At 73.0% G+C, this 26,674-nt stretch carries 21 protein-coding genes; 4 read left to right on the forward strand and 17 right to left on the reverse strand.

Annotated features, from left to right (window positions below; genetic code table 11):
- Positions 1-14: 14 nt before the first annotated feature.
- Positions 15-1,970, forward strand: a complete 1,956-nt coding sequence (locus ACZ4WH_RS18245; RefSeq protein ID WP_468181522.1) for a fumarate reductase/succinate dehydrogenase flavoprotein subunit — start codon at positions 15-17, stop codon at positions 1,968-1,970.
- Entirely contained in the window at positions 1,967-2,740 is a 774-nt protein-coding gene (locus ACZ4WH_RS18250; RefSeq protein ID WP_468181524.1) for a succinate dehydrogenase/fumarate reductase iron-sulfur subunit, read from the forward strand. The genes ACZ4WH_RS18245 and ACZ4WH_RS18250 overlap by 4 nt, the downstream gene beginning before the upstream one ends.
- On the opposite strand, the gene ACZ4WH_RS18255 is transcribed toward ACZ4WH_RS18250, so the two are convergent.
- Entirely contained in the window at positions 2,718-3,998 is a 1,281-nt protein-coding gene (locus tag ACZ4WH_RS18255; protein ID WP_468181526.1) for a hypothetical protein, read from the reverse strand. The two genes, ACZ4WH_RS18250 and ACZ4WH_RS18255, sit on opposite strands and share 23 nt — an antisense overlap.
- 80 nt (positions 3,999-4,078) lie before the next feature.
- Here ACZ4WH_RS18255 and ACZ4WH_RS18260 point away from each other — a divergent pair, with 80 nt between their 5' ends.
- The gene (locus ACZ4WH_RS18260; protein ID WP_468181528.1) at positions 4,079-5,728 is read left to right on the forward strand and encodes a hypothetical protein; all 1,650 of its coding nucleotides are present in this window, start codon (positions 4,079-4,081) and stop codon (positions 5,726-5,728) included.
- A gap of 84 nt (positions 5,729-5,812) precedes the next feature.
- Here ACZ4WH_RS18260 and ACZ4WH_RS18265 read toward each other — a convergent pair whose 3' ends face one another.
- The 6 genes from ACZ4WH_RS18265 to ACZ4WH_RS18290 form a co-directional block, all read right to left on the reverse strand.
- Positions 5,813-8,401, reverse strand: coding sequence for a SpoIIE family protein phosphatase (locus ACZ4WH_RS18265; protein WP_468181530.1), 2,589 nt, complete (start codon positions 8,399-8,401; stop codon positions 5,813-5,815).
- Positions 8,402-8,673: 272 nt separating this feature from the next.
- Entirely contained in the window at positions 8,674-9,102 is a 429-nt protein-coding gene (locus tag ACZ4WH_RS18270) for an ATP-binding protein (RefSeq protein ID WP_468181532.1), read from the reverse strand.
- A gap of 113 nt (positions 9,103-9,215) precedes the next feature.
- Positions 9,216-9,695: a (deoxy)nucleoside triphosphate pyrophosphohydrolase gene (locus ACZ4WH_RS18275; protein WP_468181534.1), complete on the reverse strand. Its 480-nt coding sequence runs from the start codon at positions 9,693-9,695 to the stop codon at positions 9,216-9,218.
- Between the two features lie 30 nt (positions 9,696-9,725).
- Positions 9,726-9,917, reverse strand: a complete 192-nt coding sequence (locus tag ACZ4WH_RS18280; protein WP_030649874.1) for an SPOR domain-containing protein — start codon at positions 9,915-9,917, stop codon at positions 9,726-9,728.
- 397 nt (positions 9,918-10,314) lie between these two features.
- The gene (locus ACZ4WH_RS18285; protein ID WP_468181536.1) at positions 10,315-11,067 is read right to left on the reverse strand and encodes a GntR family transcriptional regulator; all 753 of its coding nucleotides are present in this window, start codon (positions 11,065-11,067) and stop codon (positions 10,315-10,317) included.
- Positions 11,068-11,216: 149 nt separating this feature from the next.
- Positions 11,217-12,287 carry a DUF4190 domain-containing protein gene (locus ACZ4WH_RS18290; protein WP_468181538.1) on the reverse strand — a complete coding sequence of 357 codons (1,071 nt, stop codon included), beginning with the start codon at positions 12,285-12,287 and terminating at the stop codon, positions 11,217-11,219.
- A gap of 235 nt (positions 12,288-12,522) precedes the next feature.
- Here ACZ4WH_RS18290 and ACZ4WH_RS18295 point away from each other — a divergent pair, with 235 nt between their 5' ends.
- Entirely contained in the window at positions 12,523-13,740 is a 1,218-nt protein-coding gene (locus ACZ4WH_RS18295; RefSeq protein ID WP_468181540.1) for a serpin family protein, read from the forward strand.
- Positions 13,741-13,746: 6 nt separating this feature from the next.
- On the opposite strand, the gene ACZ4WH_RS18300 is transcribed toward ACZ4WH_RS18295, so the two are convergent.
- From ACZ4WH_RS18300 to pepN, 10 genes are all read right to left on the reverse strand, one after another.
- The gene (locus ACZ4WH_RS18300; protein WP_468181542.1) at positions 13,747-15,546 is read right to left on the reverse strand and encodes an ABC transporter substrate-binding protein; all 1,800 of its coding nucleotides are present in this window, start codon (positions 15,544-15,546) and stop codon (positions 13,747-13,749) included.
- Positions 15,543-15,935 carry an avidin-fold protein gene (locus ACZ4WH_RS18305; RefSeq protein ID WP_468181544.1) on the reverse strand — a complete coding sequence of 131 codons (393 nt, stop codon included), beginning with the start codon at positions 15,933-15,935 and terminating at the stop codon, positions 15,543-15,545. Before ACZ4WH_RS18305 ends, ACZ4WH_RS18300 begins: the two co-directional genes overlap by 4 nt.
- 5 nt (positions 15,936-15,940) lie before the next feature.
- Positions 15,941-16,783, reverse strand: coding sequence for a dimethylargininase (ddaH, locus tag ACZ4WH_RS18310; RefSeq protein WP_468181546.1), 843 nt, complete (start codon positions 16,781-16,783; stop codon positions 15,941-15,943).
- Between the two features lie 105 nt (positions 16,784-16,888).
- On the reverse strand, positions 16,889-18,133 hold the full coding sequence (locus ACZ4WH_RS18315) for an ATP-grasp domain-containing protein (protein ID WP_468181548.1): 1,245 nt from the start codon (positions 18,131-18,133) through the stop codon (positions 16,889-16,891).
- Positions 18,130-19,410 (reverse strand): MFS transporter, encoded by a 1,281-nt coding sequence (locus ACZ4WH_RS18320; RefSeq protein WP_468181550.1) that lies wholly within the window; start codon positions 19,408-19,410, stop codon positions 18,130-18,132. Before ACZ4WH_RS18320 ends, ACZ4WH_RS18315 begins: the two co-directional genes overlap by 4 nt.
- A 39-nt stretch (positions 19,411-19,449) precedes the next feature.
- A complete protein-coding gene (locus ACZ4WH_RS18325) occupies positions 19,450-21,024 on the reverse strand; it encodes a class I tRNA ligase family protein (RefSeq protein ID WP_468181552.1) in 1,575 nt (524 codons plus the stop codon).
- Entirely contained in the window at positions 21,021-21,437 is a 417-nt protein-coding gene (locus ACZ4WH_RS18330) for a cupin domain-containing protein (RefSeq protein ID WP_468181554.1), read from the reverse strand. Before ACZ4WH_RS18330 ends, ACZ4WH_RS18325 begins: the two co-directional genes overlap by 4 nt.
- A gap of 30 nt (positions 21,438-21,467) precedes the next feature.
- Positions 21,468-22,784 carry a SidA/IucD/PvdA family monooxygenase gene (locus ACZ4WH_RS18335; RefSeq protein ID WP_468181555.1) on the reverse strand — a complete coding sequence of 439 codons (1,317 nt, stop codon included), beginning with the start codon at positions 22,782-22,784 and terminating at the stop codon, positions 21,468-21,470.
- 99 nt (positions 22,785-22,883) lie between these two features.
- Entirely contained in the window at positions 22,884-24,146 is a 1,263-nt protein-coding gene (locus ACZ4WH_RS18340) for an ATP-grasp domain-containing protein (RefSeq protein WP_468181557.1), read from the reverse strand.
- Complete coding sequence (gene pepN / locus ACZ4WH_RS18345; protein ID WP_468181559.1) at positions 24,143-26,629, reverse strand: aminopeptidase N; 2,487 nt, start codon at positions 26,627-26,629, stop codon at positions 24,143-24,145. The genes ACZ4WH_RS18340 and pepN overlap by 4 nt, the downstream gene beginning before the upstream one ends.
- Positions 26,630-26,674: the final 45 nt, after the last annotated feature.

Genomic DNA, 26,674 nt, shown 5'->3' on the forward strand with positions numbered 1-26,674 from the left:
TGAGGGACTGACTGATGTCCGTGGTCGACCGGCAGGAGTGGGACGTCGTCGTGGTCGGCGCCGGGGGCGCGGGCCTCCGCGCGGCGATCGAGGCGCGCGAGCGGGGCGCCCGTACGGCGGTGATCTGCAAGTCGCTGTTCGGCAAGGCGCACACGGTGATGGCCGAGGGCGGCATCGCGGCGGCGATGGCCAACGCCAACGAGCACGACACCTGGCAGGTCCACTTCCGCGACACCATGCGCGGCGGCAAGTTCCTCAACCAGTGGCGGATGGCCGAGCTGCACGCGCAGGAGGCCCCGGAGCGGGTGTGGGAGCTGGAGACCTGGGGCGCGCTGTTCGACCGTACGAAGGACGGCCGCATCTCGCAGCGGAACTTCGGCGGGCACGAGTATCCGCGCCTGGCCCATGTGGGCGACCGCACCGGCCTGGAACTGATCCGCACGCTCCAGCAGAAGATCGTGGCGCTCCAGCAGGAGGACTTCAAGGAGACGGGGGACTACGAGTCCCGGCTGAAGGTCTTCCAGGAGTGCACGGTCACGCGCGTCCTCAAGACCGTGCCCGACGGCGGCTCCGCCGCGGGTTCGCGCGTGAGCGGCGTCTTCGCCTACGACCGTGAGACCGGCCGCTTCTTCGTCCTCCAGGCCCCGGCCGTGGTCCTCGCGACCGGCGGCATCGGCAAGTCCTTCAAGGTCACGTCCAACTCGTGGGAGTACACGGGCGACGGACACGCGCTGGCGCTCCTGGCCGGTGCTCCGCTGCTCAACATGGAGTTCGTGCAGTTCCACCCGACCGGCATGGTCTGGCCCCCGTCGGTGAAGGGCATCCTCGTCACCGAGTCGGTGCGCGGGGACGGCGGGGTGCTCCGGAACTCCGACGGCAAGCGGTTCATGTTCGACTACATCCCGGACGTCTTCAAGGAGAAGTACGCCGAGTCGGAGGAGGAGGCCGACCGGTGGTACGAGGACCCCGACAACAACCGCCGGCCGCCCGAACTCCTCCCCCGCGACGAGGTGGCCCGCGCGATCAACGCCGAGGTGAAGGCGGGCCGGGGTTCCCCGCACGGCGGGGTCTTCCTGGACGTGTCGACCCGAATGCCCGCCGAGGTGATCCGGCGCCGGCTGCCGTCGATGTACCACCAGTTCAAGGAGCTGGCGGACGTCGACATCACGGCGGAGGCGATGGAGGTCGGGCCGACCTGCCACTACGTGATGGGCGGCATCGCGGTCGACTCCGACACGGCGGCGGCCCGCGGGGTGCCGGGGCTGTACGCGGCCGGTGAGGTGGCCGGCGGTATGCACGGCTCCAACCGGCTCGGCGGCAACTCCCTCTCCGACCTGCTGGTGTTCGGGCGGCGGGCGGGCCGGCACGCGGCGGAGTACGCGCAGGGGCTGGCGTACCAGCGCCCGACCGTGGACGACGCCCAGGTCGACGCGGCCTCGGCGGAGGCGCTGCGGCCGTTCTCCGCCGAGGCGGAGGGCGAGGCGGGCCCGCCGGAGAACCCGTACACCCTGCACCAGGAACTCCAGCAGGCGATGAACGACCTCGTCGGCATCATCCGCCGCGAGGGCGAGATGGAACAGGCCCTGCGCAAGCTGGCCGAGCTGCGGGTCCGGGCCCGGCGGGCCGGCGTCGAGGGCCACCGCCAGTTCAACCCCGGCTGGCACCTCGCCCTGGACCTCAGGAACATGCTGCTGGTCAGCGAGTGCGTGGCCCGAGCCGCGCTGGAGCGCACCGAGTCGCGCGGCGGGCACACCCGCGAGGACCATCCCCGGATGGACCGCGCCTGGCGCAACGTGAACCTGCTGTGCAGCCTCGCCGACCCCGCCGGCGGCCTCGCGGCGACCGACCCCGCCCGGGGCCAGATCCGCCTCACCCGCGAGACCACCGACCCCATCCGCCCGGACCTGCTCGCCCTCTTCGAGAAGGAGGAGCTGGTCAAGTACCTCGCCGAAGAGGAGCTGTACGAGTGAGCAGCTACGAAGCCCGCTTCCAGGTGTGGCGGGGCGACGAACAGGGCGGCGGCCTGAAGGACTTCACGGTCGAGGTGAACGACGGCGAGGTGGTCCTGGACATCGTCCACCGCCTCCAGGCCACCCAGGCGCCCGACCTCGCCGTGCGCTGGAACTGCAAGGCGGGCAAGTGCGGTTCGTGCTCGGCGGAGATCAACGGCCGACCCCGGCTGCTGTGCATGACCCGCATGTCGGTCTTCGACCGCGCGGAGACGATCACGATCACCCCGCTGCGCGCCTTCCCGGTGATCCGGGACCTGGTGACGGACGTCGGCTTCAACTACCAGAAGGCACGCGAGGTCCCGGCCTTCGTGCCGCCGCCCGGTCTGGGCCCCGGCGAGTACCGCATGTTCCAGGAGGACGTGGACCGCCCGCAGGAGTTCCGCAAGTGCATCGAGTGCTTCCTGTGCCAGAACACCTGCCATGTGGTGCGCGACCACGAGGAGAACAAGCAGGCGTTCGCCGGCCCGCGCTATCTGATGCGCGTCGCCGAACTCGACATGCACCCGCTGGACGCGGCGGCCGAGACCGGCCTGGACCGCGGAAGCAGCGCCCAGGACGACCACGGCCTCGGCTACTGCAACATCACCAAGTGCTGCACGGAGGTCTGCCCCGAGGGCATCAAGATCACCGACAATGCCCTGATCCCGCTGAAGGAACGCGCGGTGGACCGCAAGTACGAGCCGCTGGTCTGGCTGGGCTCCAAGATCAGGAGGCGGTCGGGGGCATAGCCACCCAGTCCTCCCGGTACGCACGCCAGTCCGCCTCGGTGGCCGCGAAGTCCACGTAGAGGGCGACGCCGAAGCGGGCGCGGTCGGCGTCCGTGCGGCTCAGACCCAGGCGGACCCCGCGTACGGCGGCCGGGACGGTCTCGGCGTGCGCCCAGTGGCCGAACCGGTTCTCGTGGTAGAAGGGCAGACCCATCAGCAGGTCGGTGCTCTCGGGGGTGACCTCCAGGGCGAGGCTGGTCTGCTGGGCCACATAGCCGCCGTACAGGCTCTCCAGCGGCTGCATGGTGTCGTACGACATGACGGCGATCTGGTCCACACGGCGGGCCACCTGCCCGAAGTACGCCTGCGACCACCACTTGGGGTGGCCGGTGGTCGCGCCCGCGAGGGAGTGGAAGGCGGGCAGCGGGTCGATCTGGTGGGCGGCGACGGAGAGGACGGCACCCCGGGCGTGGGTGAGGTCGCGCAGGTCGTCGAGGAGGGACAGGTAGTCGCGGTCGCCGGAGTGGAGCGGTTCCAGGTCGAAGTGGGTGCCCTCGAAGCCGGCGGCGAGGATCTGCCGGGCCGAGGTGACGATCGCGGACCGGGTGGCGGCGCGCTCCAGCCGCAGGCCGTCCGGGCTCTCACTGGCCAGCTTGTCGCCGAGCCAGGCCTGGACGCGGACGCCGGGGAGTTCCCGGTGGACGGCCGCGATCAGCCGGCGGGCCTTCGGGTACGCCGACGCCGGGAGGGTCCCGTCGTGTTCGAGAGGCCCCGCGTGGACGTACAGATCGCGGATACCGGTGCCCCGGAGGCGGCGGGCGAGGGCCCCGACGTCCCGGTCGCTCTTCCGTCCGTCCACCCAGGCATGCCCCAGCCAGAGGGCGTCCTGGTTCCGGGTCCGGGTGCCGGGGGCCGGATCGCCGGTGTAGTTGAGCCGGAGGGCGGTCTCGGCGGTGAGGAGGGGGAGCAGGAGGAGGGCGAGGAGGGCCGCGACGATCCGGAGGAGGCGGCGGGGGCGGAGGCGCGGGCGGAGGCGGGGGGTCGGCTGGGTTGCGGGGTCGCCTGGGTGAGGGGGTTGCTGCTCGGCGGGGTTCTGTTCGGGGCGGTCCTGCTCGGCGGGGTTCAGCTCCTCGGGTATGTGCTCCGCGCCGCGTTCCTGTTCCCGCCCTTCGTCCCCCCGGTCTTCTTCGGTCCGGTCTTCTTCGGTCCGGTCTTTGTTCGCCCCGTCGTCCGGCCGGTGGTCGTCGGTCCGGCTGTCGTCCGTCCGGTTCTCGTCCATTCCGCCCCCCTGTCCGTCTGGTCCCCCACCCGTATCCATCCCGCTCGCGGAGCCGCCTACCTGCCCATACGCTCCGAAATGTGACGTCCTCCCTGATCCGGGGCCGGCCCCGGCGGGCCACCGCGCACATACGGGTGCGGGTGGCGCATGCCGTGCTGGGCGCCCTCGTGGGAGCCGGGTGGCTGGTGTTGTCGGTGATGACGGCCGATGCCCATGATCCGGTTCCCGTGGCCCCCGTCGGCGCGGTGGCGAGCGCGGCCGCCCCGCAGCAGGACGGGACGTCGCCCGCCGACCTCGTGCTGCCGCTCGTCGCCGGGGTCGCGGCCGTGGCCCTGGCCGGATACGGCTATCTGCGGCGCACCCGCCGGGCCCGGACCCGGACGACCCCGGGGATCGTCTCGACGCATCCGCCCGTGCCCACCCCGGCCGACTCCGAACGCCAGGCCCGGGCGGCGCTGCGGCTGGCCGACGACTGCGTCCGGGCCGCACGGGAGGAACTGTCCTTCGTCCGGGACCGGTTCGGGGTGGAGCGGACCGAGCCGTTCACCCACGCGCTGCGGGCCGCCGAGACCGAGCTTGCGGCGGCGTTCGCGATCTGGCGGCGGTACGAGGAGGGCGTCCCGGAGGAGGCGAGTGCCCGGCGTCAGGCGCTGGTCGGGGTGATCGGCCGCTGCGCGGAGGCCGGGCGGCGGCTGGACGCGGAGGCTGAGGCGCTGGACCGGTTGCGGGGGCTCACGACGGACGAGGAGGGGTTGCGCGCGGCGCTGGAGGTGGCGGAGGAGCGGTTCCGGGAGCTGGCGGCACGGGCGACGGCCGCGCAGAAGACGCTGGCGGTTCTCCAGGAGCGGTACGCGCCCTCGGCCACCCGGTCGGTCACCGGGTACGTCGAACAGGCCAAGGACCGGCTGGTGTTCGCCGGCGCACGGCTGAACGAGGCCCGGCAGGCCGCCGACGTGGGCGAGACACGGCGGGCCGCGTGGCAGGTGCGCGCGGGTGAGGGCGCTGTGGCGCAGGCGGGGGTGCTGGTGGGCGGGGTGGAGCGGCTCGCGGCGCAGCTGCGGGAAGCGGCCGGGCTGGTGCCGGCCGCGCTGACCGGCGCGGAGGCGGAGTGGGCGGCGGCCCGGCGCACCGCGCAGACACCGGGTGACCCACCTGCCCGGCCGGCGGCGGTCCGACATGGGACCGGGCAGGCCTCGCCGACCTCGGATGAGCCGCCCGCCCGGCCGGCCCACGTCGAAGGGGACCCGACGGGGGAGCCGGAGGCCCGGCCGGCCCATGTCGACGGGGTGCTGGCGGGGGTCCGGGAGGAGCTGACCGGTGGGCCGTACGACCCGTTGGACGCGCTGCGCCGGATCACCCGGGGCGTCGAGCGGCTGACGGGGGCGTGGTCGGGGGTGCTGGACACCGCGGCGCTGCTCGTGGCGCGGAGTTCGGTAGCCGGGGCGGAGGAGTGCGTCGGGGTGCACCGGGGGGTGGTGGGCGCTGAGGCCCGGGCCCGCCTGGCGGAGGCGGTACGGGAGCTGGGCGCGGGCCACGCGGGGCGGGCCGACGTGGTGGCCGGTGAGGCGCGGAGGCTGGCCGACCGGGATGTCCGGGCCTACGGCACCGAGGGGAACGCGGCCGACGTCGCCGGTGCGGTGCCGGCCGGCATCCTCCTCGGAGAGGACCCGGACGGCGGCCCCCCACCCACCTTCGGCGGCCCCGAGACCCGCTCCCGGCTGCACACGTAGGGGCCGCCATCCCACCAGCCGACACCGGCAGACGCACCGCTGGGTCCACCTCTCAGCCGAGCGAGTCGGGTGGGTGGGCCGGGGTCAGAACAGGCTCAGCAGCGCCTCTGCCGGGTCTGTGAGGCCGCCCTCTCCGCCGGGCAACGGCAACTCGAACCACACCGTCTTGCCGCGGGGTGTGCGCCGGGAGCCCCAGGCCGCGCTGAGCAGCCCGACCAGCTGGAGCCCGCGTCCGCCCTCGTCGGTGTCCCGGGCCCGTCGGCGCCGGGGCTGGACGAGCCCGGAGTCCCAGACCTCGCAGACCAGCGTGCGGTCCAGCAGCAGCCGTAGCCGGATGTCCCCCTCGCCGTACCGCAGCGCGTTCGTCACCAGCTCGCTGACCAGCAGTTCCGTCGTGTCGACCAGCGGCTCCAGGTCCCAGGACAACAACTGCCCGCGGGCGTACTCCCGGGCCCGGCCCACACTGCGCGGCTCGCGCGGCAGCGTCCAGTCGCCGACGGACTCGGCGGGCAGCCCCTGCACCCGGGCCATCAGCAGGGCGATGTCGTCCTCGCCGTGATGGGTGTCGAGGGTGTTGAGGACGTGGTCGCAGACGTCCTCCAGGGGCTGGGAGGGGTCGGTGAGCGCGCCGACGAAGGCCTGGAGCCCCTCGTCCAGCGGGTGGTCGCGGGATTCGACCAGGCCGTCCGTGTAGAGCGCGAGCAGCGCCCCCTCGGGGAGTTCGACCTCGACCTCCTCGAACGGCTCGCCGCCCACGCCCAGCGGCATGCCGGGCGGCACGTCGAGCATCAGCGCCGCCTCACCGGGCTCGACCAGCACCGGCGGCAGATGGCCGGCGTTGGCGAACGTACAGCGTCTGGTGACGGAGTCGTACACGGCGTACACGCAGGTCGCGAGGTACACCTCGGAGAGGTCCGCGTCCCGGGGCTGACGGGCCGTACGGGTGGCCTGCTGGACGCCCCCGGGCGTGCCGAGCCCCCGCGCGATCTCGTCCAACGCCGAGAGAACTTCCGCCGGTTCCAGGTCCAGCAGGGCCAGCGTGCGTACGGCGGTGCGGAGTTCGCCCATGGCCACCGCCGCCCTGAGGCCCCGGCCCATGACGTCACCGACCACCAACGCCGTGCGGTGGCCGGGGAGTTCGATGACGTCGAACCAGTCGCCGCCCACCTCCGTCGCCGCGTTGCCGGGCAGATAGCGGCAGGCGATGTCCAGGCCGGACGCCTCGGGGTCGCCGGGCGGGAGCAGGGAGCGTTGCAGTATCAACGCCCGTTCGTGTTCCCGGCGGTACAGCCGCGCGTTGTCGATGCAGACGGCGGCCCGTGCGGCCAGTTCGACCGCGAGGTCCCGGTCGCGGTCGCCGAACGGCTCGCTGCCCTTCGTCCGGGCGAACTGCGCGAGCCCCACGACCGTGTCGTGGGCGACCATCGGCACCGCCAGCGTGGACTGCACGAGGCCGCCCTCCTCGGCGGGCACGCGCTGTGGGCGTGCGGTGCGCAGGGCGTCCGCGCAGGGCGAGGTGAACGGGAAGTGGTGGACCGCGCCCACCTCGACGGGTTTGCCCGAGCTGGCGAAGGGGGCGCCGGAGACGGCGCTGGCGAAGGCGACGCGGCGCAGTTCGGCGCTGCCGTCGGCGAGGCCGGGCGGGGTCTCGTCGCCGGCCAGCAGGCCCTGGTAGAGGTCGACGGTGGCGAGGTCGCAGAAGCCGGGGACGACGACGTCGAGGAGTTCGCGGGCCGTGGTCTCCAGGTCGAGGGAGTTCCCTATGCGGGCGCCGGCCTCGTTGAGCAGGGCGAGGTTGCGCCGGGCGGCGGCGGCCTCGCGGGCGGCGGCGCGGCGGGAGGTGATGTCGGTTCCGAGCCAGGCGATGCCGATGGGCCGGCCGCTGCCGCTGTGCACGCGGTAGAGGTTGACCGACCAGTGCCGGCGCTCCTCGGAGCCCGGGACGAAGCCGGTGACGTGCATGTCGGTGATGGACTCGCCGCTCTCCAGCACCCGCCGCAGGGTGGCCGAGACCCGCTCGGCCTCGCCGCGCGGCAGATAGTCGTGAACTCCCTTGCCCCGGTGGTCGTCCGGGGTGCCGCCGAAGATGGAGGCGAACCGATTGTTGGCGCGGCGCACCCGCAGGTCCGTGTCGATCAGCAGGAAACCGAAAGGGGATTGACCGAAAATCGCCTGCGAGGCGGCGAGGTCGGTCTCGATGCTGCGCAGCGTGCGGACGTCCACGACGATGCACACGGCGGCCTTGTCGCCCTCGGCGGTGCGCGTCGGCATGACGTACACCTCGGCCAGGCCCTCCTCGCCGCGCGTGCCGTCGGGCCGGTCCGGCATCCGGAACGGCACCACTCCGGTCCACTCGCGCCCGTCGAGGATTTCGGCCATCTTCCGCTGGCCGCGCTCGCGCAGGTCGGGATCGATGAAGGCCTCTATGGGGTCCATGCCGACGGCGCGTGCGGCGGGGATGCCGAACAGCTGCTCGGCGCGCAGGCTCCACTGGTCGACCAGCCCGCCGGGACTGATGGAGAAGGACGCGACCTTGATGTAGTCGTAGATGGAACCGGGCGGACTGCTCTGCCACATGGCGTCACCGGGTGCCGCGTCAGCCTCCGCGGCCTGCCTCCTCGCGCCGTCCGACGGGTCCTCGGACTCCGTGGCCTTCGCTGGTATCTCGCTCACGCGAACCGTCCCCTCCAGCTCACCGCGTCCGGCACCGGTCACCGGGGGCGGCTGCCCGCAGTATCCAGCACTACGGCGCCGCACGACACGGTGTTCACGATCACAGCTCGGTCCAGGTGCTTTTCGGACCGGTCCGTGACAACACTTCCACTCTTCTAACCAGGGAACACACCGCCGAATCACGCACCGCGGGACCACGTGCGCCCCCGGCGCGAACGATGGACGGCACGCCGTCGGCTGTACACCCCCGTGCCCCTGCGCGTGCTGTGCCGTCACCCGGGCACCGCCAGTTCGAACCAGACGGTCTTTCCGCTCGCGCCGGGCCGGGTGCCCCAGCTGCGCGAGGAGCCGGCGACCAGCTGGAGGCCGCGTCCGCTCTCGTCCTCGGGGTGGGCGACGCGTTCGCGCGGCGGGTCGGGGAGCGGGTCGGAGACCTCCACGCGCAGCGTGCCGTCGAGTCCGGCGGGGCGCACGAGCCGTACGCCGATGGGGCCGGTGGCATGCCGCAGCGAGTTGGTGACCAGCTCGCTGACCAGCAGCGCGGCGAGGTCGGCGACGCAGTCCAGATGCCAGCCGTGCAGCTGGGAGCGGACCGCGGCCCGGGCGGCGCGCACGACGCCCGGTTCCGCGGGAAAGGACCACTCGGCGCAGTCGCCATCGGTGTCGATCACGCCGATCACTTCCCAGGCCAGCGAGCCCACCCATGTCCGATTTCATGGGGTTAATGGGCCCATACCCGATATCCGGGTGGCAGTACCGCGCGAGAGGGCGCACGGTGGCACGAACGGGCGCGCTCCGCTTGGGGGCCATGCACCTAAGCGCCCGGGTGGTGCGGTCGCCCTGCGGCCGCGGGTCCGTTGTGGCTGGTCGCGCCGTTACCGGCGCCCCATCGGGCGGACACCTCCCGGACCGCCGGGACGTCCTGGTCCAGCCACGGTACGTCCCACAGCTCGGCCGGCGTCAGCCAGCGCAGCTCGTCGTGGTCCTGGAGGGGGCGGGGCAGGGGTGAGCCGGGGCGCAGGCGGGCGGTCCACACCTGAAGGACGTACGGCGTGCGCAGCGGCCACTGCCCGGGCACGCGGTCGACCGGCTCGGCGTCGACACCCAGTTCCTCGCGCAGTTCACGCACCAGCGCATCCTCGGGCCGCTCCCCCGCCTCGACCTTGCCGCCGGGCAGCTCCCAGCGCCCGGCCAGGTCGGCGGGCGCACTGCGGCGCGCGGCCAGCAGCCGGCCGCCGTCGAGCAGGGCGGCTCCCACCACGATCCGTTCCGCCTCGGGGGTCGTACGCGTCATGCAGCGGAGCCTACGGGAGCCCCCGACCGGTCAGTTCTGCGTGCCGTCCCCGTTCTGACCGATGCGCTCGACCCAGTAGAGCTGCTTGTGCCCCCGGTCGTCGAGGCTGTCGGCGATCTTCTGCGCCTCCGCGCGGGTCGCGTACCGGCCGACGCGGTAGCGATTGCCGTTGTCGTCCTGCCGTATGACGATCCAGGGCAGGGACACCGTGCCCTCACTCATGGCCCCCACCGCCCGCGTTCCTTCTCGCACCGCCCCGCCCTCCCCCGGGCCCGGGCCCCCGCCGGGCCCCGTCTAAGGAAACCGCAATCCGCATATGCCCGAGCGTACGCCCAACCTTCACGCTGCGAATACGGCTTTTCACAAAGAGGTACGCATCGAGCCAGAACGCCGGGGGCGCACGGGACCGAATGCGCCGTCGACAACGCTGCTGTCCCGGGTCGGGGGCATGCCAAAGGCACCCCGGGCCACCTGCGAGAACGGCCGGATTGCTGCGGCTGTCGCGGCACGGGCGGGGGCGGGACGGCGCCGGTGACCGCCCGGGCGGAGCGTCAGGGTGTGCGCTACCTCACGCCGAGGGGCGCGCGGCAGACGGTGAGGACGGCCCGGGCGGGGGCGGTCACTTGACGGGCAGGTGGTAGGCGACCCGGTAGCGGTCGGCCGGGATGACCACGTCGGCGGTCTCGACCGGACGGCCGGAGGCGAAGTAGGTGCGCTGGACGACCAGGACCACATGCCCGGGCACACCGCCGAGCAGATGCAGTTCCTCGGCGAGGCCGGGGCGGGCGCCGACCTCCTCGGTGACGTTGTCCACGATGACGTCGATGGCCCGCATGCGCTCGACCACGCCCATCCCGCCGAGCGGACCCTCCTCGGGGAGCATCACCGGGGTGCGGCCGGTGACGGCGAGGGGTTCCCAGGAGGTGGAGAGCATCATCGGCTCGCCGCCCTCCCGGAACAGGTACTTGGTACGCATGACCCGGTCGCCGGCCTGGATCGCGAGCCGCTCGGCGATGGCCGCGCCGGCCTCGGTCTGCTCGCTGCTGGACTCCCAGGTGCCGCGCACGGAGGCGTCGGCCTGCTCCTGCCGGAACGGGGTGGCGCCGCCGGCCGGGCGGTATCCGGAGCGGGCGACCCGCCGGGGCACGGGCCGCTCGCGCACGTACGTCCCCGAGCCGGAGCGGCCCTCGACCAGCCCCTCGGCCATCAGCACCTTGCGGGCCTCCAGCGCGACCGTGTCCGAGACGCCGTACTCCTCGCGGATGCGGGCCTGGGAGGGAAGACGGGTGTGGGGCGGCAGTGAACCGTCGACGATCTTCTTGCGGAGATCACCCGCGACACGCAGGTACGCCGGCTGCTCACCGAAAGTCACTGGCCGCTCCCATCAGGCTGTACAGACAGCAACAGCGTGGCAACCGTGGGTTGAGCCGTGCAAGCAAAGGCCAGAGAATCACTCGATGTGATGACAAGGGGCCGGGGAGGGCTTTACCCAGGCGCTTTCTGCCCCGTATAGGCGCGCTCTCACACCTGGATGCTCGAATCGGATGCGGCGTCGCCCGTCGGCACGGTGGTGGTGAGCCCCAGGGCCTCCCGCGCGGCGACCCCCCGGGACGGGTCGATGAGGTCGAAACCGGTGTCGTAGTGCTCGTAGAAGGCGTCCGCGTCCCCGGCCTTCGCGGCCTTCGCCCACTCCGCGCGCGCCCTGTCCAGATCGGCGGCGAGCGCGGCCAGGGTCCTTCGGGCGCCGGCGGGCCAGTCGTGGGCGCGCAGCATCCGGGCCTGTTCGCCCAGCGCGGCCGACACCCGGCCCGCCCAGGCCTTGTGCCCCGGCAGGTCGTCCTCCACGTACTCCTCGTCAGGAGCGGTGTCCAGGGCCGCGTTGAGGACGTGAGCGGCCTTCAGATAGGCGACCTGGTCGGCGTCGAGGACGGTCTCGTCGTTGCGCAGCGACCCGGTCAGGTCCTTGCCCTCGGTGGTGTTGCCGAACACGCAGGTGATCTCGCGGTCCCCGGCGGCCCAGCTGTCCTCGGTCGGCGTCAGGTAGTACACGTCGACGTCCCGCGGCACCGCCCAGCCGTCCATCGCGTAGCTGTCCTGGAGGCTCCAGCAGCGTTCGTCGGCGGTGTCGGCGACCGCGTCGTCCCCGGGATAGGAGCCGCCCGGCAGCGTGACGGTCGCGAACACCTCGCCGTCGTGCGCGCCGGCGCAGGAGACCTTGTCCACGTCGTACGTGTCGCCGCTCAGCGCACCGCCCGGCGCATCGAAGCACTCGCCCTCGGCCAGCGAGAGGGCCGCGCCACCGCGTGCGCCGTCCTTGAACCCCTGCCACACGTGCGAGGCGCCGCCCGTGGCGAGCAGCAGCGCCCACAGCGCGAGCCCGACCCCGGACAGCACGGCGCCGCCGACGGCCAGCCCCGTGCCGCGCTCGCCGCGCCGGCGGATCTGGCGCAGCCCGACCAGCCCGAGCACCAGCCCCACCCCGGGCACGAAGCACAGCACCCCGAGCACCAGGGAGGCGATGGCGAGGCCGTTGACCGGCGCGGGGCGGTTGTAGGGGCTGTAGCCCTGCGGCCACGACCGGTAGGCGGGCAACCCCGGAGGGCCGCCCGGCTGTTCGGGGTACGGCGACGGCCCGTACGGCTCCCCCGGCTGTGACCGGGGTGGCTGGAACGGCTCTTGCGGCTGGTGGGGGCCGGGAGGCGGGGGGAGGGACACCGGTACCGTGCTCCTGGATCGGGCGGCGGCAGCACAGGGGACCGGCGGCCGGCCGGCGGCTGGACTGACGTACGACTGGCCGCATGGTAAGCGGGACCGGAACGGGGGCGGAATGCGGGTGGAGACGAGCACGGTGGCCGAGGAGACGGTCCGGCGTGTGAACGGGCTGACGGCTCGGTGGGCACAGGCCCTGAACGGTGAGGGCACGGTGTTCTCGGCGCCGGGCGTGTGGCCCCTGCTGGCCTTCCTGGCCGACGGCGCGGCCGGCCCGGCGCGGGCGGAACTGGCCGGTGCCCTGGGCGTGCCCGCCGAGCAGGCGGCCGGTGCCGCGCGGGAGTTGCTGGCGGGGCTGGCGGGGGTCGCCGGGCTGGACGCGGCGCTCGGCCTGTGGACGCACCACGGACTGGCGTTGCGGGAGGAGTGGCGGGCCGGGCTGCCCGCCGGGACCCACGGGGTCTTCGGGGACGACCTCGTCACCGCGCAGGAGCGGCTGGACGTCTGGGCGGCGGAGCGGACCGGCGGGCTGGTCGAGCGCATGCCGGTGACGCTGACCCGGGAGGCGCGGATGGTGCTGGCCACCGCCCTCGCCCTGCGCACCGAGTGGCGGCAGCCCTTCACGGAGCAGCCGCTGCGGCCCGGCTCGGGCCCCTGGCAGGGCCGTACCCTGCGCGGCCTGCACCGGCGCAGCGTGCGCCCGGACCGGGTGGGGGTGGCGGGCACCCCGGACGGCTTCGTCACCGCGCTCACGGTGCCCGGGGACAACGGCGTCGACGTCCATCTGGTGCTCGGCGAGGAGCGGATGACGCCGGATCAGGTGCTGGCGGCCGGGGTGGGGATCGTGGAGCGCGGGCTGCCGCTGACCGGGGGCGGCGCGCTGCCGCACGGGCATGTCGGCCCCGGCCTGCATGTGGAGCAGCAGCCGGCGACCGCGCCGCAGCCGACGACCCTGGACGTGACGACGGTGGCGTACGAGGTACGGGCCGACCACGATCTGCTCGCCCTGCCGGCCCTGTTCGGCCTCACCGCGGCGACGGACACCGCGACCGGTCACTTCCCGGGGGTGAGCCCCTATCCACTGGCCGTCGGGGAGGCCCGCCAGTCGGCCGTGGCCCAGTTCGGCGCGCTCGGCTTCCGGGCGGCGGCGGTGACGGCGGTCATGCCGGCGCCGGCCGGCGGGGTCCCGCAGTACCGGTACGAGACGACGGTCGTCCGGGTCAGCTTCGACCGTCCCTTCGCCTTCCTCGCCGCCGACCGCGAGTCCCGTCTGGTGCTGGCGGCGGGCTGGGTGACGGAACCGGCGCCGTACCCGGTCCCGTCCCCCGTCCGGTGAGGCGGCTCAGTCCTCCTTGTAGTACCAGTTCTCCGGAGCGATCATCCCGAAGGGGTTGACCGGGCCGAAGCCGCCGATCTTCCGCGAGACCTCGAAGAGCCGGATCGGGAAGTTCGGGGTGAGGATCACCGGCACCTGTTCGGCGATGTAGTCCTGGTACTCGTACAGCGCCCGCGGGTCGTCCGTGGTCACCGAGCGCTCGATCAACTGGTCGGCGCGCTCGTCCGTCCAGTGGCCGAAGTTGCCGCCCGCGTCGGTCTTGAACAGGATCTCGCCGCTCGGGTGGTGGTACACCCAGCCGCCGTTCCAGCAGCAGATCTCCCACAGGCACGGGGAGTCCGGTCCGGGCACGCACGGCGCGTCCTCCGCGACCAGGACCGAGCCGTAGACCTCTTCGAGGCGCAGCTCGATGCCGGCCTCGGCCGCGTCCTGCTTGTACTGGCGCATCAGCGCGGTGAGCGAGGGGCGGCCTTCGACGTAGCGGATGAGGATGCTCAGGCGGTGGCCCTCCGGGATGCCCTCGCCGGCCTCACCGGGTCCGGTGCCGGGCCGGACGCACACGGCCGGAGTGACGCTGGTGTCCCAGCCGTTCTCCTCCAGCAGCCGCTTGGCCCGTGCGGGGTCGAACCGCAGCGGTCCGTTGCCGCCGCGCAGCGCCGGGGACTCCAGGCCGGTGTCCGGGTGGCGCGGCACGGGCCCGTCCTGCCGGTAGGCGTAGCCCTGGTAGATGTCGCGGACCGCGCTGTCCTGGTCCAGGGTCAGCTGGAGCGCCTGCCGCAGATAGGTCCGGGCGAACAGCCTGCCGGTGACGGTCGGGTTGTTGAAGTTGAGCGACATGTACCGGATGCAGTACGCGGTCTGCGGGACCAGCTGGTAGGTGTCGGCCAGCGGGTTGGGGCCGCCCGTGGTGGGGTCGTCGGTGCGTCCGGAGGCGAAGCTCAGCGGCAGGTAGCCGACCTGGACGGCGTCCGGGTCGGCGCGCAGCAGCTCGTACTGCTCCTCGTCGGACACGGTCGGGATCTGCCGGAACTCGTCCAGATACGGCTTGTTGGGCCCGGAGTAGTGCTCGTTCGGGACGAAGGTGACGACGCCGTCGAGGGTGTAGCTCTTCAGCTTCCAGGGGCCGCTGACCACGCTCCAGATCGGGCTGTCCGCCCACCGGGTACGGTGTGCGTTGCCCTCGTCGCAGATGTCGCCCTGCTCGGCCATCAGGTAGTCGTAGACGGCCTCGACGTCGGCCGTACCGCCGGAGGCGTCGGCCGGGCCGTCGGCGGTGCGGTCCCACGCCCTGGGCAGCGGGGTGATGGTGCTGAGCTGGTTCTTGAGCACCCACTGCTGGGAGTAGACCTTGTCGAAGGTGAAGTAGACCTCGTCCTCGGCGGACTTGCCGTAGTCGGTGAGGTTGTCGGGGAAGTAGCCGGGCACGTACTCGCCGTACCGGTCGCCCTTGACGGCCATGAGGTTGACCCAGAACAGCACGTTGTCGGCGCACAGTGTCTCGCCGTTGGACCACTTCCACGGCTTGACCCGCACGTGGACGGTGAGGCCGTCCTCCGACCACCGCGGCGGCTCGCCGATGCTGAGGTCGTAGTTGACGTCAGGGGTGCCGTCCGCGCCGAAGTAGTAGAGCGTGCGGTACATCAGGGCCTGGAACTCCAGGACGTTGCGGGTGCCCATCCGCTCGGCGGGGGTGAACGGGAAGATCACGGCGGGCGGGAAGCCGGGGGCGCAGGCCCAGGTGACGACGCCGCCCTTGCGGGGTGTGCCGGCGGTGATGTCGACGGGTCGGGTGAGTGCGGTGGTCACGGTGTGTTCTCTCCGGTCGGGGCGCCCTGGCCGGGCGCGGGGGCGGCTGGGACGGGCGGGAGTTCCTCCAGGTACGACATGCCGCTCGCGGCGTGCTGCCCGTACCGCTGCCAGGTCTCGGTGAGCCGGACGCGCCCGTCGTCGAGGACCTCGGGGACGCTGCGGCAGCTGCCGGCGACGACCCGGCCGTCGGTCAGGACGACTCCGTAGACGAAGTCCAGCCGCCCGTCCTCGGCGACCGTGCCGGTCAGGGTGCCCCGGCGGGCGTCACCGCCGGAGAACTCCCCCCACAGCAGGTCGTCCCGCTGGTGGTAGACCGCCTGCCGGGCCGCCTCCTGGTCGTCCGTGCCGACGGGGCGGAAGCGGCGTCCGTCGTAGTCGATGGCCACCCGGGTCACCCTTCGGCGGAGCCGCGGCCAAAGCCGCCGCGCAGCTCAAGCGTGCAGCACTTCGCGCTGCCGCCGGACTTGAGCAGCTCGGTCAGCTCGACACCGATCGGGTGGAACCCGCGGTCGCGGAGCTTGTCGGCGAGTTCGGTGGCCTGGGCGGCCATCACGACGTTCCGGCCGTCGGAGACCGCGTTGAGGCCGAAGACCTCGGCGTCGTGGTCGGTGGCGATGACGGCGTCGGGGTACAGCTCCTCCAGCCGCCGGCGGCTGCCCTCGGAGAAGGCGGCCGGGTAGTACATGATCTCGTCGTCGTCCAGGACGGCGAGCGCGGTGTCCAGGTGGTAGAAGCGCGGGTCGACCAGGTTCAGGCCGACGACCTCGCGGCCGAAGACCTCCTCGGCCTCCGCGTGGGAGCGCAGCGCGGTGCGGAAACCGGTGCCGGCGAGCACCCGGGTGCCGGTGAACAGGTAGTCGCCCTCGCCCTCGTTGACGTGGGCGGCGTCGTGGACCCGGTAGCCGCGTCCGGCCAGCCAGTCGCGGTAGGCCGGGCCTTCGGCGGCGCGCTGCTCGTAGCGGAACTTGGCGGAGAGCACGGTGCCGTCGATGACGGTGGCGCCGTTGGCGGCGAAGACCATGTCGGGCAGGCCCTCGATGGGGTCGATCAGCTGCACGTCGTGGCCGAGGCCGGTGAGGATGCCGTACAGCTCGTTCCACTGGATCAGCGCCAGTTCGGTCGCGGTGGGCTTCTCCGGACGCATCCACGGGTTGATCGAGTAGGTGACGTCGAAGTGGGTGGGGCGGCACATCAGGTACGTGCGGGTGCGGGCGGTGCGCGCGGTGGTGGACATGGGTGACCCTTCTGCGGGCGTCTGACGGATGTGGGGTGCGGGGCGGCCGGGTCGCGACCGCCCCGCGGTGGTGGCTCCTGCGGAGCCCTGGTGCGCGGTGGCGCGTCAGTCCTCGAAGGAGACGGTGATCTTCTTGGCGAGGTCGGTCATCGCGGAGTGGGCGGACTCCAGCGAGTCGCCGGTGGTGCCGAGGAACCCGAGGATGGTGTTGCCGTGCGGCGGACGCTTGATGACGTCCCCCGGCCGCGCGGTGATCTTGAGCAGGAAGACCCGGTCGTCCTGGCGGACGTCGGCCGGCACCTCGACGTGGCGTACCGTGCCGGCCTCGCTGATCAGGCACATGGCGGTGATGTGGGTGCCGGTGGGCGTGTAGTGCCGGACCCGCGGCACGACCCCGGCGCCGATGTCGGCCACCGCGCGGATCGGGTCGTGCCCGGCGGTGAGCCGCGCGATGGCGTCGAGCCCGCCGCCGCCGACCCGGGCGGCGATCTCCAGGATGTACGGCTCGCCCTGGTGGAAGCGGACCTCTGCGTGCATCACGCTGCGGCGCAGCCCCTGGGCGTGGGCGGCCGCCCGGACCACCTCGTGGAGCGCGGCGAGGTCCTCGGCGCCGAGCGAGGTGGGGGCGTGGTGGACGTCGTCGTCGAAGGTCTCCCCCTCGCTGGTGATGCGGTCCACGACCGACCCGAGGTACACCTCGTCGTCCCAGGCGACGGCCTCCACGAGGAACTCCCGGCCGTCCAGGAAGGATTCCACGAGCAGTCCCTGCGGGCCCAGGTCCAGGCCGTCCGCCTCGGAGACCGCCCAGAACATCTCCCGTATGCCCTCGGCGGCCTGGGCGTAGCGGAGTTCGAGTTCCGCGTCGTCGTCGATCCGGAAGACGAAGTTGCTGCCGGCGCCCATGGTGGGCTTGAGGATGACCGGATAGCCGAACTCCGCGGCGGCCTCCCGGGCCGCGTCGAGGCTGTCGGCGAGGCGGAAGCCCGGGTGCGGAACGCCGTGCCGGGCGTGCGCCTGCCGCATCAGGTACTTGTTGCGGCAGTTGACGGCGGCCTCGACTCCGATGGACGGCAGCCCCAGCGCCTCGGCCACCGCGGCGACGGCGATGACGGCCGACTCCGAGAAGGTGATGACCCCGTCGAACCGCTCCTCGGCGTGCCAGGCGCGGGCCTGCTCGATCATCGCGTCGATGTGCTTGGAGCCGACCAGCCGGTACCGCTCGGCCGGCCAGAAGTCCTCGGTGCCCTCGCCGTTGAGGACGTACAGCTCGACGCCGTGGTCCTCGACCTGCTGGTAGCGGGAGTGGTAGTAGCTGAGGTACTGCCGGGTCTCGATGGTCAGGAGCTTCACGATGTGGCTGCCTTTGCTGCGTCGGACGACCGGAGGGAGTGGGGGCGGGCGTAGAGCGAGCCGACGACCACGACGGTCGCGAGGGTGCCGAAGGCGGCGAGGGTCGCGTAGCCCCGGACGACTCCGTAGTGGTCGCAGACGTAGGCGACGACCAGGGTCAGCACGAGGCTCACCGCCAGGCCCGCGCCGTTGGCGGCGCCGAACACGCGGCCCGCCCGGTTGTCGGGCACGTTGCGCATCAGTTCGGTACGGGCGGGCAGCCGGCCGAAGACGAACGTGAGGCCGGCCAGGAAGACGCCGGGAAGCAGGGTCCACAGGGCCAGCGGCTGGACGAAGGCGAGCCCGGCGCAGATGCCGTACCCGACCAGCATCAGCAGCCGGGGGTCCACCTTCTCCTGGACCCTCTTGTAGACGGCGATGCCGATGAGGATGCCGGTGCAGGCGAGGGCGTCGGCGACGCCCAGGGTGGCGGCGCCCTGGTGGAACCGGTCCACGACGACAACCAGCAGCAGGGTGTTGGCCACGGTGACGATGACGCTGCCGATGCTGAACAGCGCGCCCAGCCGGGCCACCGGCCCGCGCGGGGCGGCCTCGGCGGCCGGTGCGGCCGCCTCCTTCTCCTCGCCCGCCTCGGTGTCCGGCTCCGCGGTCGCGGGGGCGGGCTCGATGACGGGGCGGCGGCCCAGCGAGAACAGCAGGACGGCGGAGGCCGCGAAGGTTGTGGCGTTGAAGAAGAAGAGCGGGGTGGCGCCGAAGTACTGGACGGCGAACCCGCCGACCACGCCGGACAGCATGGTGCCGCCCTGGTAGGCGAACTCGTAGTTGGCGTTGAAGCCGCCGAGCCGCTCGGCGGGCACGCGTTCCTTCATCAGCGCCATGCTCGCCGGCATGAACAGGGCCGACAGCACGGCCAGCATCAGGTTGACCGCGTAGGCGGCGCCGCTGCCGGTTCCGCCCAGGACCAGCCAGAGCGGCAGGAAGGCCGCGGTCAGCGCGCTGAGCACGTCGGTGGTGACGCACAGCGTGCGGCGGTCGAACTTGTCGGCCCAGCGGCCGAACAGCACGGACAGCAGCACCTGGGGCAGCGCCACCAGGACGTAGACCCAGCCGACGGACAGGGTGGTGCCCGAGTCCTTGTAGATCAGCAGCGAGGACGCGATCAGCTGGATGTTGTTGCCGAGGTTGGTGATGAAGACCGCGGGCAGCAGCAGCCGCTCAGTCCTCCGTGCGACGGGACCCACCGCCTGCGGTGGGGTGTCGGCGAGCAAGGTGGTCATCTACGGGTTCTCATTCCGGGTGGGAGGAGGCGACCGGGGTCAGCCCAGGCGGGGCAGGGCGAACGGGGTGATCCGCTCGGCCGGCGGGGCGGCCGGGTCCAGGTCCAGGCCGGCCGCGACGGCCTGTTCGGCGGTGTCCACGAGGATCGGGGCGGCACCGGTGAGCACCGCCGCCACCTGCGCGAACAGATCGCCCAGGTCCTGCGGGCCGGCCGGGTCGGCCAGGGCCGCCTCGGCGGCACCGCGCAGCCGGGCGGTCTGCTGGACGACGGTGTCGGCGGCCTGGGCCGGGCTGAAGGTGCCCAGGGTGTAGGCGAGCGCGAAGCGGTCGGCGATGGCCGTGGCGCGGCGGCGGCCCTCCGGGCCGACCGGCAGCCCGGTGTCGCCTCTCGCGCCGGCCGCCAGCCGGTCCAGGGCGGCGGCCAGGTCGTTCCACGGGGTGGTCAGGCGCTCGTCGACCAGGGCGCGGAAGTTCTCCCGGTCGAAGTTGGTCCGGTGGTGCTCGGGAGCGGTCAGCGCGAGGAAGAAGCGGGCCACGTCACGCGGGGCGTCCCGCAGCAGCTCGGTGCTGTTGATGAGGTGCTGGCGCGAGGTGGAGAACTTGGCGTGATCCAGCTCGTAGAACTCGTTGCACACGTTGGCGGCCGGGGTGATGTAGCGGTCCCCGTGGGCCAGCAGCATGACCAGGTCCATCAGGCCCCAGTGGTAGACGTTGTCGAAGCCGTGGAAGTACACCAGCTCGGCGTCCTGGTCCGCACGCCAGTGGGTGTCGGTCTCGCCACGGGTGTCGCCCTGCCGTCCGGCCGCCCACCAGGTCGCGTAGATCGAGGCGGGCATGGCCTCGATCCACGGGTAGAGGATCTGCCCCGGGGTCTCCTCGAACGGCGCCTCGATGCCCCACTCGCCGGGCACGGTGACCGGGATGTCGGGCAGCGGCCGGGCCAGGATCTCGCGGACCAGCTGGGCGGCGTGGGGCCGCCACAGCGGGCTCACCCGGGCGAAGTGCTCCTCGATCCGGTCGCGGTACTCCTCGGCCGGGAGGACCCAGATGGTGCACTCCCGGTGGCTGACCGGCTCCTTCGGGTCGAGGACGTTGTACGGGCGGAGCAGCTCGGTGAAGTTGTTGGGGTGGCCGCAGCCCTCGCAGGCGCCGGCGCTGCTGGGCACCAGGCAGACCGGGCACTCGCCGCCGACCAGGCCGTCGTAGAGGAACGTGCCGGTCGTCTCGGCGTAGGGCAGGCGGACGGTGCGCAGCCGGAGCCGGCCGTCCGCGTGGAGCCGGCGGACGAAGTCCAGGACGGTGGCCCGGTAGGTGTCGTCGATCGGCGGCAGGCCGTCCATCGAGATGCCCATCGCGTGCAGGGACTTCTCGATGGCGGAGGTGGCGCCGGCCACCAGCTCCTCGGGGGTGACGCCCTTGCGGCGGGCGCTGGCCACGACGTAGCTCTGGCTGTCGTCGGTGCAGGTGGTGAGGATGACCCGGCGGCCGAGCGCGCGCTGGCGGCGGGCGTAGATGTCCGCGGACAGGTACGGCCCGGCCAGGTGGCCGACGTGCAGGTCCCCGTTGGGCGTGGGGGTGGCGGGGATGAGGATCGCGGGACGGGCGTCGGTCATCGGACGGCTCCGTCCGTGGCGGCGGCCGGCTCCTGGCCGCCGGCCTCGGTGCGGGCGTGCCGCTGCGCGAAGCCGCTCGCGAGGTCGGCGTCCCACCAGACGGCGTACATCTCGAAGTCCTCGTCGCCGCGGTTGACCACCTGGTGGCGCTGACCGGGGACGAAGTGGACGATGTCGCCCTTGGCGAAGGGGTGGTACTCGCCGTCCACGAACAGTTCGGCGGAGCCGGTGACCGCGATCCAGATCTCGTACTCGTGGTGGGCGTGGGCGCCGGACTCGGCGCCGGGTCGCACCAGGCACCACGAGCCCTCGAAGGGGGCGTTCAGCAGCGGCCAGGGCATCAGCCGCTGGGCGGCGAGGCCGTTGTCGGGCTTGAGCCCGGCGCGGTCGAGCGCGCGGATTTCCATGGTCATGACAGGGTGTTCTCCTGGGTGGCGGGGCGGTCAGGCGGCGTGGGCCGCGGGAGTCGTCATGACGCCCCGGTCGGCACCACCGGCGCGGACGGCGAGCAGGTCGGTGACGATGTCGCCGGCCCGGGCGGCCAGCACGCTCAGCAGCGAGTCGGCGATGCCGTGGGTGGCCTCGTTGACGCCCTGCAAGTGGCAGGTGGCGGTGCTGCCCTCGGGCAGCCGGAGCCGGTAGTTGCGGTCGACGGTGATCCCCGCGGGGTCGGCGATCCCGGCGGACGCGCTGAGGTCCCGGATCAGCCAGGGCATGCCGCGCTCGAACCCGGTGCCGAGCAGCACGGTGTCGCAGCGGTGCTCGCTGACCTCGCCGGTGCGGCGGTCCGACAGCGTGAGGACCACGTCGTCGCCGTCCAGGTCGGCCGCGGTGACGTCGGTCATGGTGACCATGCGGAGCCGCTCCTCGCCGTTGAGCTTCTCCAGGTAGGTCTGCTTGTAGAGGGTGTCCAGCATGGCCGGGGCGAGGCCGGCGTAGTTGGTGCGGTGCATCTCGCGCAGCAGCTGTTCGCGCGAGCCGGGGGAGGTCGCGTGGAACTCGTCGATGAAGGACGGGTAGAAGATCTCGTTGGTGAACTTGCTGCTCTCGTAGGAGTTCAGCCCGATGGACCGCATGATCATGGTGCACTCGGCGTGCGGGAAGCTCTGGTGGGCGGTCCACAGCATCTCGGCGGCGCTCTGGGCGGCGCCGATGACGGCGAACCGGCGTGTGCGCCGCTGGTCGAGGGCGGCGAAGCCCTCGGTGAAGCGGGTGCTGTGGATGGCCCGGTCGGCCGGCAGGCCCTGGAAGACCTCGGGGACGTGCGCCTCCCGGCCCACGCCGATCACCAGGTCGCGGCAGGTCAGCGTGGTGCCGTCGGTCAGGTGGACCCGCCAGCCGGTGACCGCGCCTGCGGGGTCGCGCAGCGCCTCCGTCCGGCGGACCCCACGCCCGAACTCGATCTTGGTGTGGACGAGGGACTCGGCGACCCAGGCGAAGTAGCCGGAGATCTCCTGGCGGAAGGGGACTGCGCTGCCCAGGTTGATGAAGTCGTCCAGCCTGCCGATGGAGTGCAGGTAGTTGACGAAGGTGAAGCGGCTGCGGGGGTTCCGCAGGGTCACCAGGTCCTTCAGGAAGGACACCTGGCTCTGGGCCCAGGGCAGCAGCATGCCGCGCTGCCACACGACGTCGTCGGCCTGCTCCAGGATCAGCGTGCCGGCCGCCACGTCGGCGGGAGCGAGTTCCTCCAGCGCGATGGCGAGGGCGAGGTTGGCGGGGCCTGCGCCGACCAGAAGGGTGTCGATGTCGAACGCGGTCACTCGGATCTCCTGATTCGATGCGGGTTGCGAATGGGGCTGCGGGGCCGCGTGGCCCGTTCGGGCGGCCGGGGCGCCGTGGGGGGTGCGCCCCGGCCGGTCTCAGGCCAGCCGGACCGACGACGCGGCCTCCGCGGCGTCCAGGACGGCGGCACAGGACGCGGGATCGGGTCCCTCGCCCACCAGCAGGGCGTAGCGGCTCAGGTTGGCGTAGCCTCCGGGCGGCAGTCGCAGGGCCGCGCCGTCCGGGGTGATCTGCTCGGCTTCCAGCAGGCCGGGCGTGCTGCCCGGGGCGGGCAGGGTGACCGCGGCGACGGTGCCGTCCTCGGGCGGGTAGCAGAAGCGGATGCCGACCGTGGCGATCCTGGCCGGGGCGAGGTCGGCGGCCCGCCCGCGGGCGGTTTCCACCGCCGCTTCGGCCGGGTCGACGCCGGTGGCCAGGCGGCCCACGTACGGGATCAGGTCACCGCCCAGCCGGCCGTTGACCTCGACGATCGCCGGCCCCCGGGAGGTGAACTTGACCTCGGTGTGGGTCATGCCGGTGGAGACGCCGAGGGCACGGTGGGCGCGTTCCAGCGTGTCGAGGAGGACCGGGTCGGTGAGCAGCGGGTCGTCGGCGGAGACGGTGTGGCCGGTCTCCTCGAAGTAGGGCGCCAGGCCGACGGACTTGTGCGCGACGAACATCGGCCGGTACACGCCGTTCAGGACGGCGCCGTCGACGCTGATCTCGGGGCCGGTGAGCATCTCCTCGACGAGGACGCCGCCCTCGAAGTCGGGGTTGCCGGCCCGGCCGGCCGCCTCGGCTGTGGTGAAGGCGGAGTCGAGGGCGGTCTCGTCCTCGACACGGACCACTCCGATGCTGGCGCCCATGCCGCGCGGCTTGACCACGACCGGGTAGCCGAACCCGGCGGCGGCCTCGCGGGCCGCCGCGAGGTCGGTGACGTACGCGAACCCGGGCTGTACCAGGCCGGCTTCGGTGAGCAGGGCCCGGGTGCGGGACTTGTCGCGGCAGTTGAGGGCGCCCTCGACGGTGAAGCCGGGCAGCCCGAGGGCCTCCGCGATGTGGGCGGTGGCCACCACCAGGGTCTCGTCGTACGACATCACGCCGGCCACCGGGTGCGCGGCGGCCACCTGACGGGCGGCCTCGACGAGCGCGGGGACGTCGGGGGTCATCCGCTCCGGGTGGAGCTGGGGGACCACGGTGTGGCCGGTGACGTGGGGCAGCTGCCAGACGGGTTCGGCGGCGTCCAGCAGCCAGACCGGGTGCTTGCCGGCGGAGGACAGCAGGTACTCGCGGTAGCGCTGCACCCCGCTGCCGACGACCAGGATGAGACCGTCGGTGGGGGTGGGGCCGTCTGTGGTCATCGGGTCTCCAGTCCGCGTGCCGCGGTGACGCGGCGCAGGTCGTCGGTCAGGTCGGTGAGGTTGCGGCGCAGCAGCGGGCCGAGGTCGGCGCGGGCCAGTGCGCGGCCGGCCGCGCGCAGGGTTTCGGGGCCTGCGGCGTAGCGGGGGTAGAGGTGGCGCACGAGGAGCACCGTCAGTCCCTCGCGGCCCTCCAGCGCGGCCGGCAGGTCGGTGAAGAACCGGTCGGTGTACTCGGCCGTCAGGGCGGCCTGTTCGGGCTGCCAGAAGCCTTCGGCCAGCGACCAGACGGTGTGGTGGGACAGCGTCCGGTCACCGGTGACGGCCTCCCAGGCCGCCTTCTTCGCCACCGGGTCGGGCAGCGCGGCCCGGCACTTGGCCGCCCAGGCGGCGGACTGACCGCCGGGGGCGGCCTCCGCTGCGGCGGCCAGCTCGTCGGCGTCCAGCCCGCCGAGCACGGCCAGCCGGTACCGCACGCGCCAGCCGAGGTCGGTGTCCAGGGGGACGCCCGCGGGGAGCACGGCCCCCGGGGCGAGCCAGCCGCGCAGCAGCGCGGGGTCCGTGGCGCAGTCGACCAGGGAGCGCAGGGCGGGCAGGCGGAGGTCCGGGGCGGTGGCCGGGTCGGCCAGGAGCCCCTCGAGCGCGCCGGACAGGGCGGCGAGGGCCTGGTCCCGGTCCTCCGGGGCGAGGTAGCGGTCGGCGATCTCGGTCCGGGCCTGGCGCAGCACCTCGGTGAGGATGGGGAGTTCGCGCTCGGTGCCGAGTGCCGCGACGGCCAGGGCCAGGTAGTCGGCGGCCGGGTAGCTGCCGTCCTGGACGGAGAGCAGCAGGGACCCCCAGACCATGGCCCGGTTGAGCGGGCTGAGGCCGGGCAGCCGGGCGGCGAGGGCGGGGGTGGCCGAGGCGTCGTAACGGACCTTGGCGTAGGCCAGGTCGCCGTCGTTGACCAGCAGCAGTTCCGGCGCGGGCAGGCCGGTCAGGGCGGGCAGCTCGGTGCGGGCGCCGCGCACCTCGGCGCGTACGACGGTACGGCCGTCCGGCCCGTACAGGCCGATGTCGAGGGTGTGATCGCGCAGGACCGGGTGGGCGGCGGGGGCGCTCTGGATGATCTCGGCGGAGGAGATCCGGCCGTTCTCCGTGCGCACCACCGGGGTCAGGGTGTTGACGTCCGCGGTGGCCAGCCACTGGCCGGCCCACTCGGTGAGCCCGGCTCCGGCGGCCTCGCCGAGCGCGGCGAGGAAGTCCTCGGTGGTGGCGTTGGACCAGGCGTGCCGCTCGAAGTAGCGGCGCAGGCCGGCGAAGAGCACGTCGTCGCCGAGGCGGGCGGCGAGCTGCCGCAGCACGGCGGAGCCCTTGAAGTAGGAGATCCGGTCGAAGGCCAGCTCGGCCTCGTCGATGTCGGCGGCCGTGCCGGCCACCGGGTGGGTGGTGGGCCGCTGGTCGGCGGCGTAGCCCTGGCCCTTGCGGCCGACCGCGAACGACATGCGGGCGCCGGTGAAGCGGGTGGCGTCGGAGGCGACCCGGTGGCCCATGTGGTCGGCGAACGACTCGTTCAGCCACAGGTCGTTCCACCAGCGCATGGTGACGAGGTTGCCGAACCACATGTGGGCCATCTCGTGCGCGATGACCACGGCCCGGTCCTCGCGGTCGGCGCCGGTGGGCTCCGACTCGAAGACGAACTGGTCCCGGATGAGCACGCAGCCGGGGTTCTCCATGGCCAGGTTGCCGAACTCCGGGACGAACACCTGGTCGTAGCGGGTGTACGGGTAGCGGACCCCGAACAGCCGGTGGTACTCGTCGAGGCACTGCGCGGTGATCTGAAGGATCTCCGGGTGCTCCCGTTCGAGGGCGCCGGCCAGGGAGGCGCGGGCGTGCACCCCGAGCGGGATGCCGTCGTGCTCGCCGAGGTGGGAGACGTACGGCCCGGCCGCGACGGTCATCAGGTACGTGGGCTGGGGCGGGGTGGCCGGGAACCGCCAGCGGCGCTCGTCCAGCCGTTCCGCCTGCCCGGTGCCCAGCACCCGCCAGTGCGCGGGCACGGTGACCCGGAGGGTGAGGGGGGCCTTGAGGTCGGGCTGGTCGAAGCAGGCGAACACCCGGGGCGCGGCGTCGACGGCGCAGTGGGCCCATACGTAGGTCTCCCCGTCGACCGGGTCGACGGTGCGGTGGACGCCCTGGCCGTCCCGGGAGTACGCCATGTCGGCGACGACGGTGACGGTGTTCTCGGCACTCAGTCCGGTCAGCGCGATCCGGCCGTCGGCGAGGTCGGCCGGGTCCAGCGGGCGGCCGTTGAGGACCACCGAGTGCAGGGCGGCCGGCCGCAGTTCCAGGAACGTGGAGCCGCCGGGTGCGGTCGCGGAGAACGTGACGACGGTGGTGGACCGGAAGACGGTGTCACCCGTGGTCAGGTCCAGTTCCACGTCGTAGGACCGGAGCGTGAGGGCACAGGCGCGCTCCTGCGCTTCCCGGTGCGTGAGGCGTGTCATGTAGGGCCTTCAGAATCTCTCGGTTTCCCCCTGCCGAATATTCCG

The organism is Streptomyces sp. NPDC029138 (assembly GCF_055564375.1).

Coding starts and splice junctions, on each gene's coding strand:
- ACZ4WH_RS18245 (WP_468181522.1), top strand. CDS start 15: ATGTCCGTGGTCGACCGGCAGGAGTGGGACGTCGTCGTGGTCGGCGCC.
- ACZ4WH_RS18255 (WP_468181526.1), bottom strand. CDS start 3,998: ATGGACGAGAACCGGACGGACGACAGCCGGACCGACGACCACCGGCCG.
- ACZ4WH_RS18275 (WP_468181534.1), bottom strand. CDS start 9,695: ATGACGCGTACGACCCCCGAGGCGGAACGGATCGTGGTGGGAGCCGCC.
- ACZ4WH_RS18280 (WP_030649874.1), bottom strand. CDS start 9,917: ATGAGTGAGGGCACGGTGTCCCTGCCCTGGATCGTCATACGGCAGGAC.
- ACZ4WH_RS18295 (WP_468181540.1), top strand. CDS start 12,523: ATGCGGGTGGAGACGAGCACGGTGGCCGAGGAGACGGTCCGGCGTGTG.
- ddaH (WP_468181546.1), bottom strand. CDS start 16,783: ATGTCCACCACCGCGCGCACCGCCCGCACCCGCACGTACCTGATGTGC.
- ACZ4WH_RS18320 (WP_468181550.1), bottom strand. CDS start 19,410: ATGACCACCTTGCTCGCCGACACCCCACCGCAGGCGGTGGGTCCCGTC.
- ACZ4WH_RS18325 (WP_468181552.1), bottom strand. CDS start 21,024: ATGACCGACGCCCGTCCCGCGATCCTCATCCCCGCCACCCCCACGCCC.
- ACZ4WH_RS18330 (WP_468181554.1), bottom strand. CDS start 21,437: ATGACCATGGAAATCCGCGCGCTCGACCGCGCCGGGCTCAAGCCCGAC.
- ACZ4WH_RS18340 (WP_468181557.1), bottom strand. CDS start 24,146: ATGACCACAGACGGCCCCACCCCCACCGACGGTCTCATCCTGGTCGTC.
- pepN (WP_468181559.1), bottom strand. CDS start 26,629: ATGACACGCCTCACGCACCGGGAAGCGCAGGAGCGCGCCTGTGCCCTC.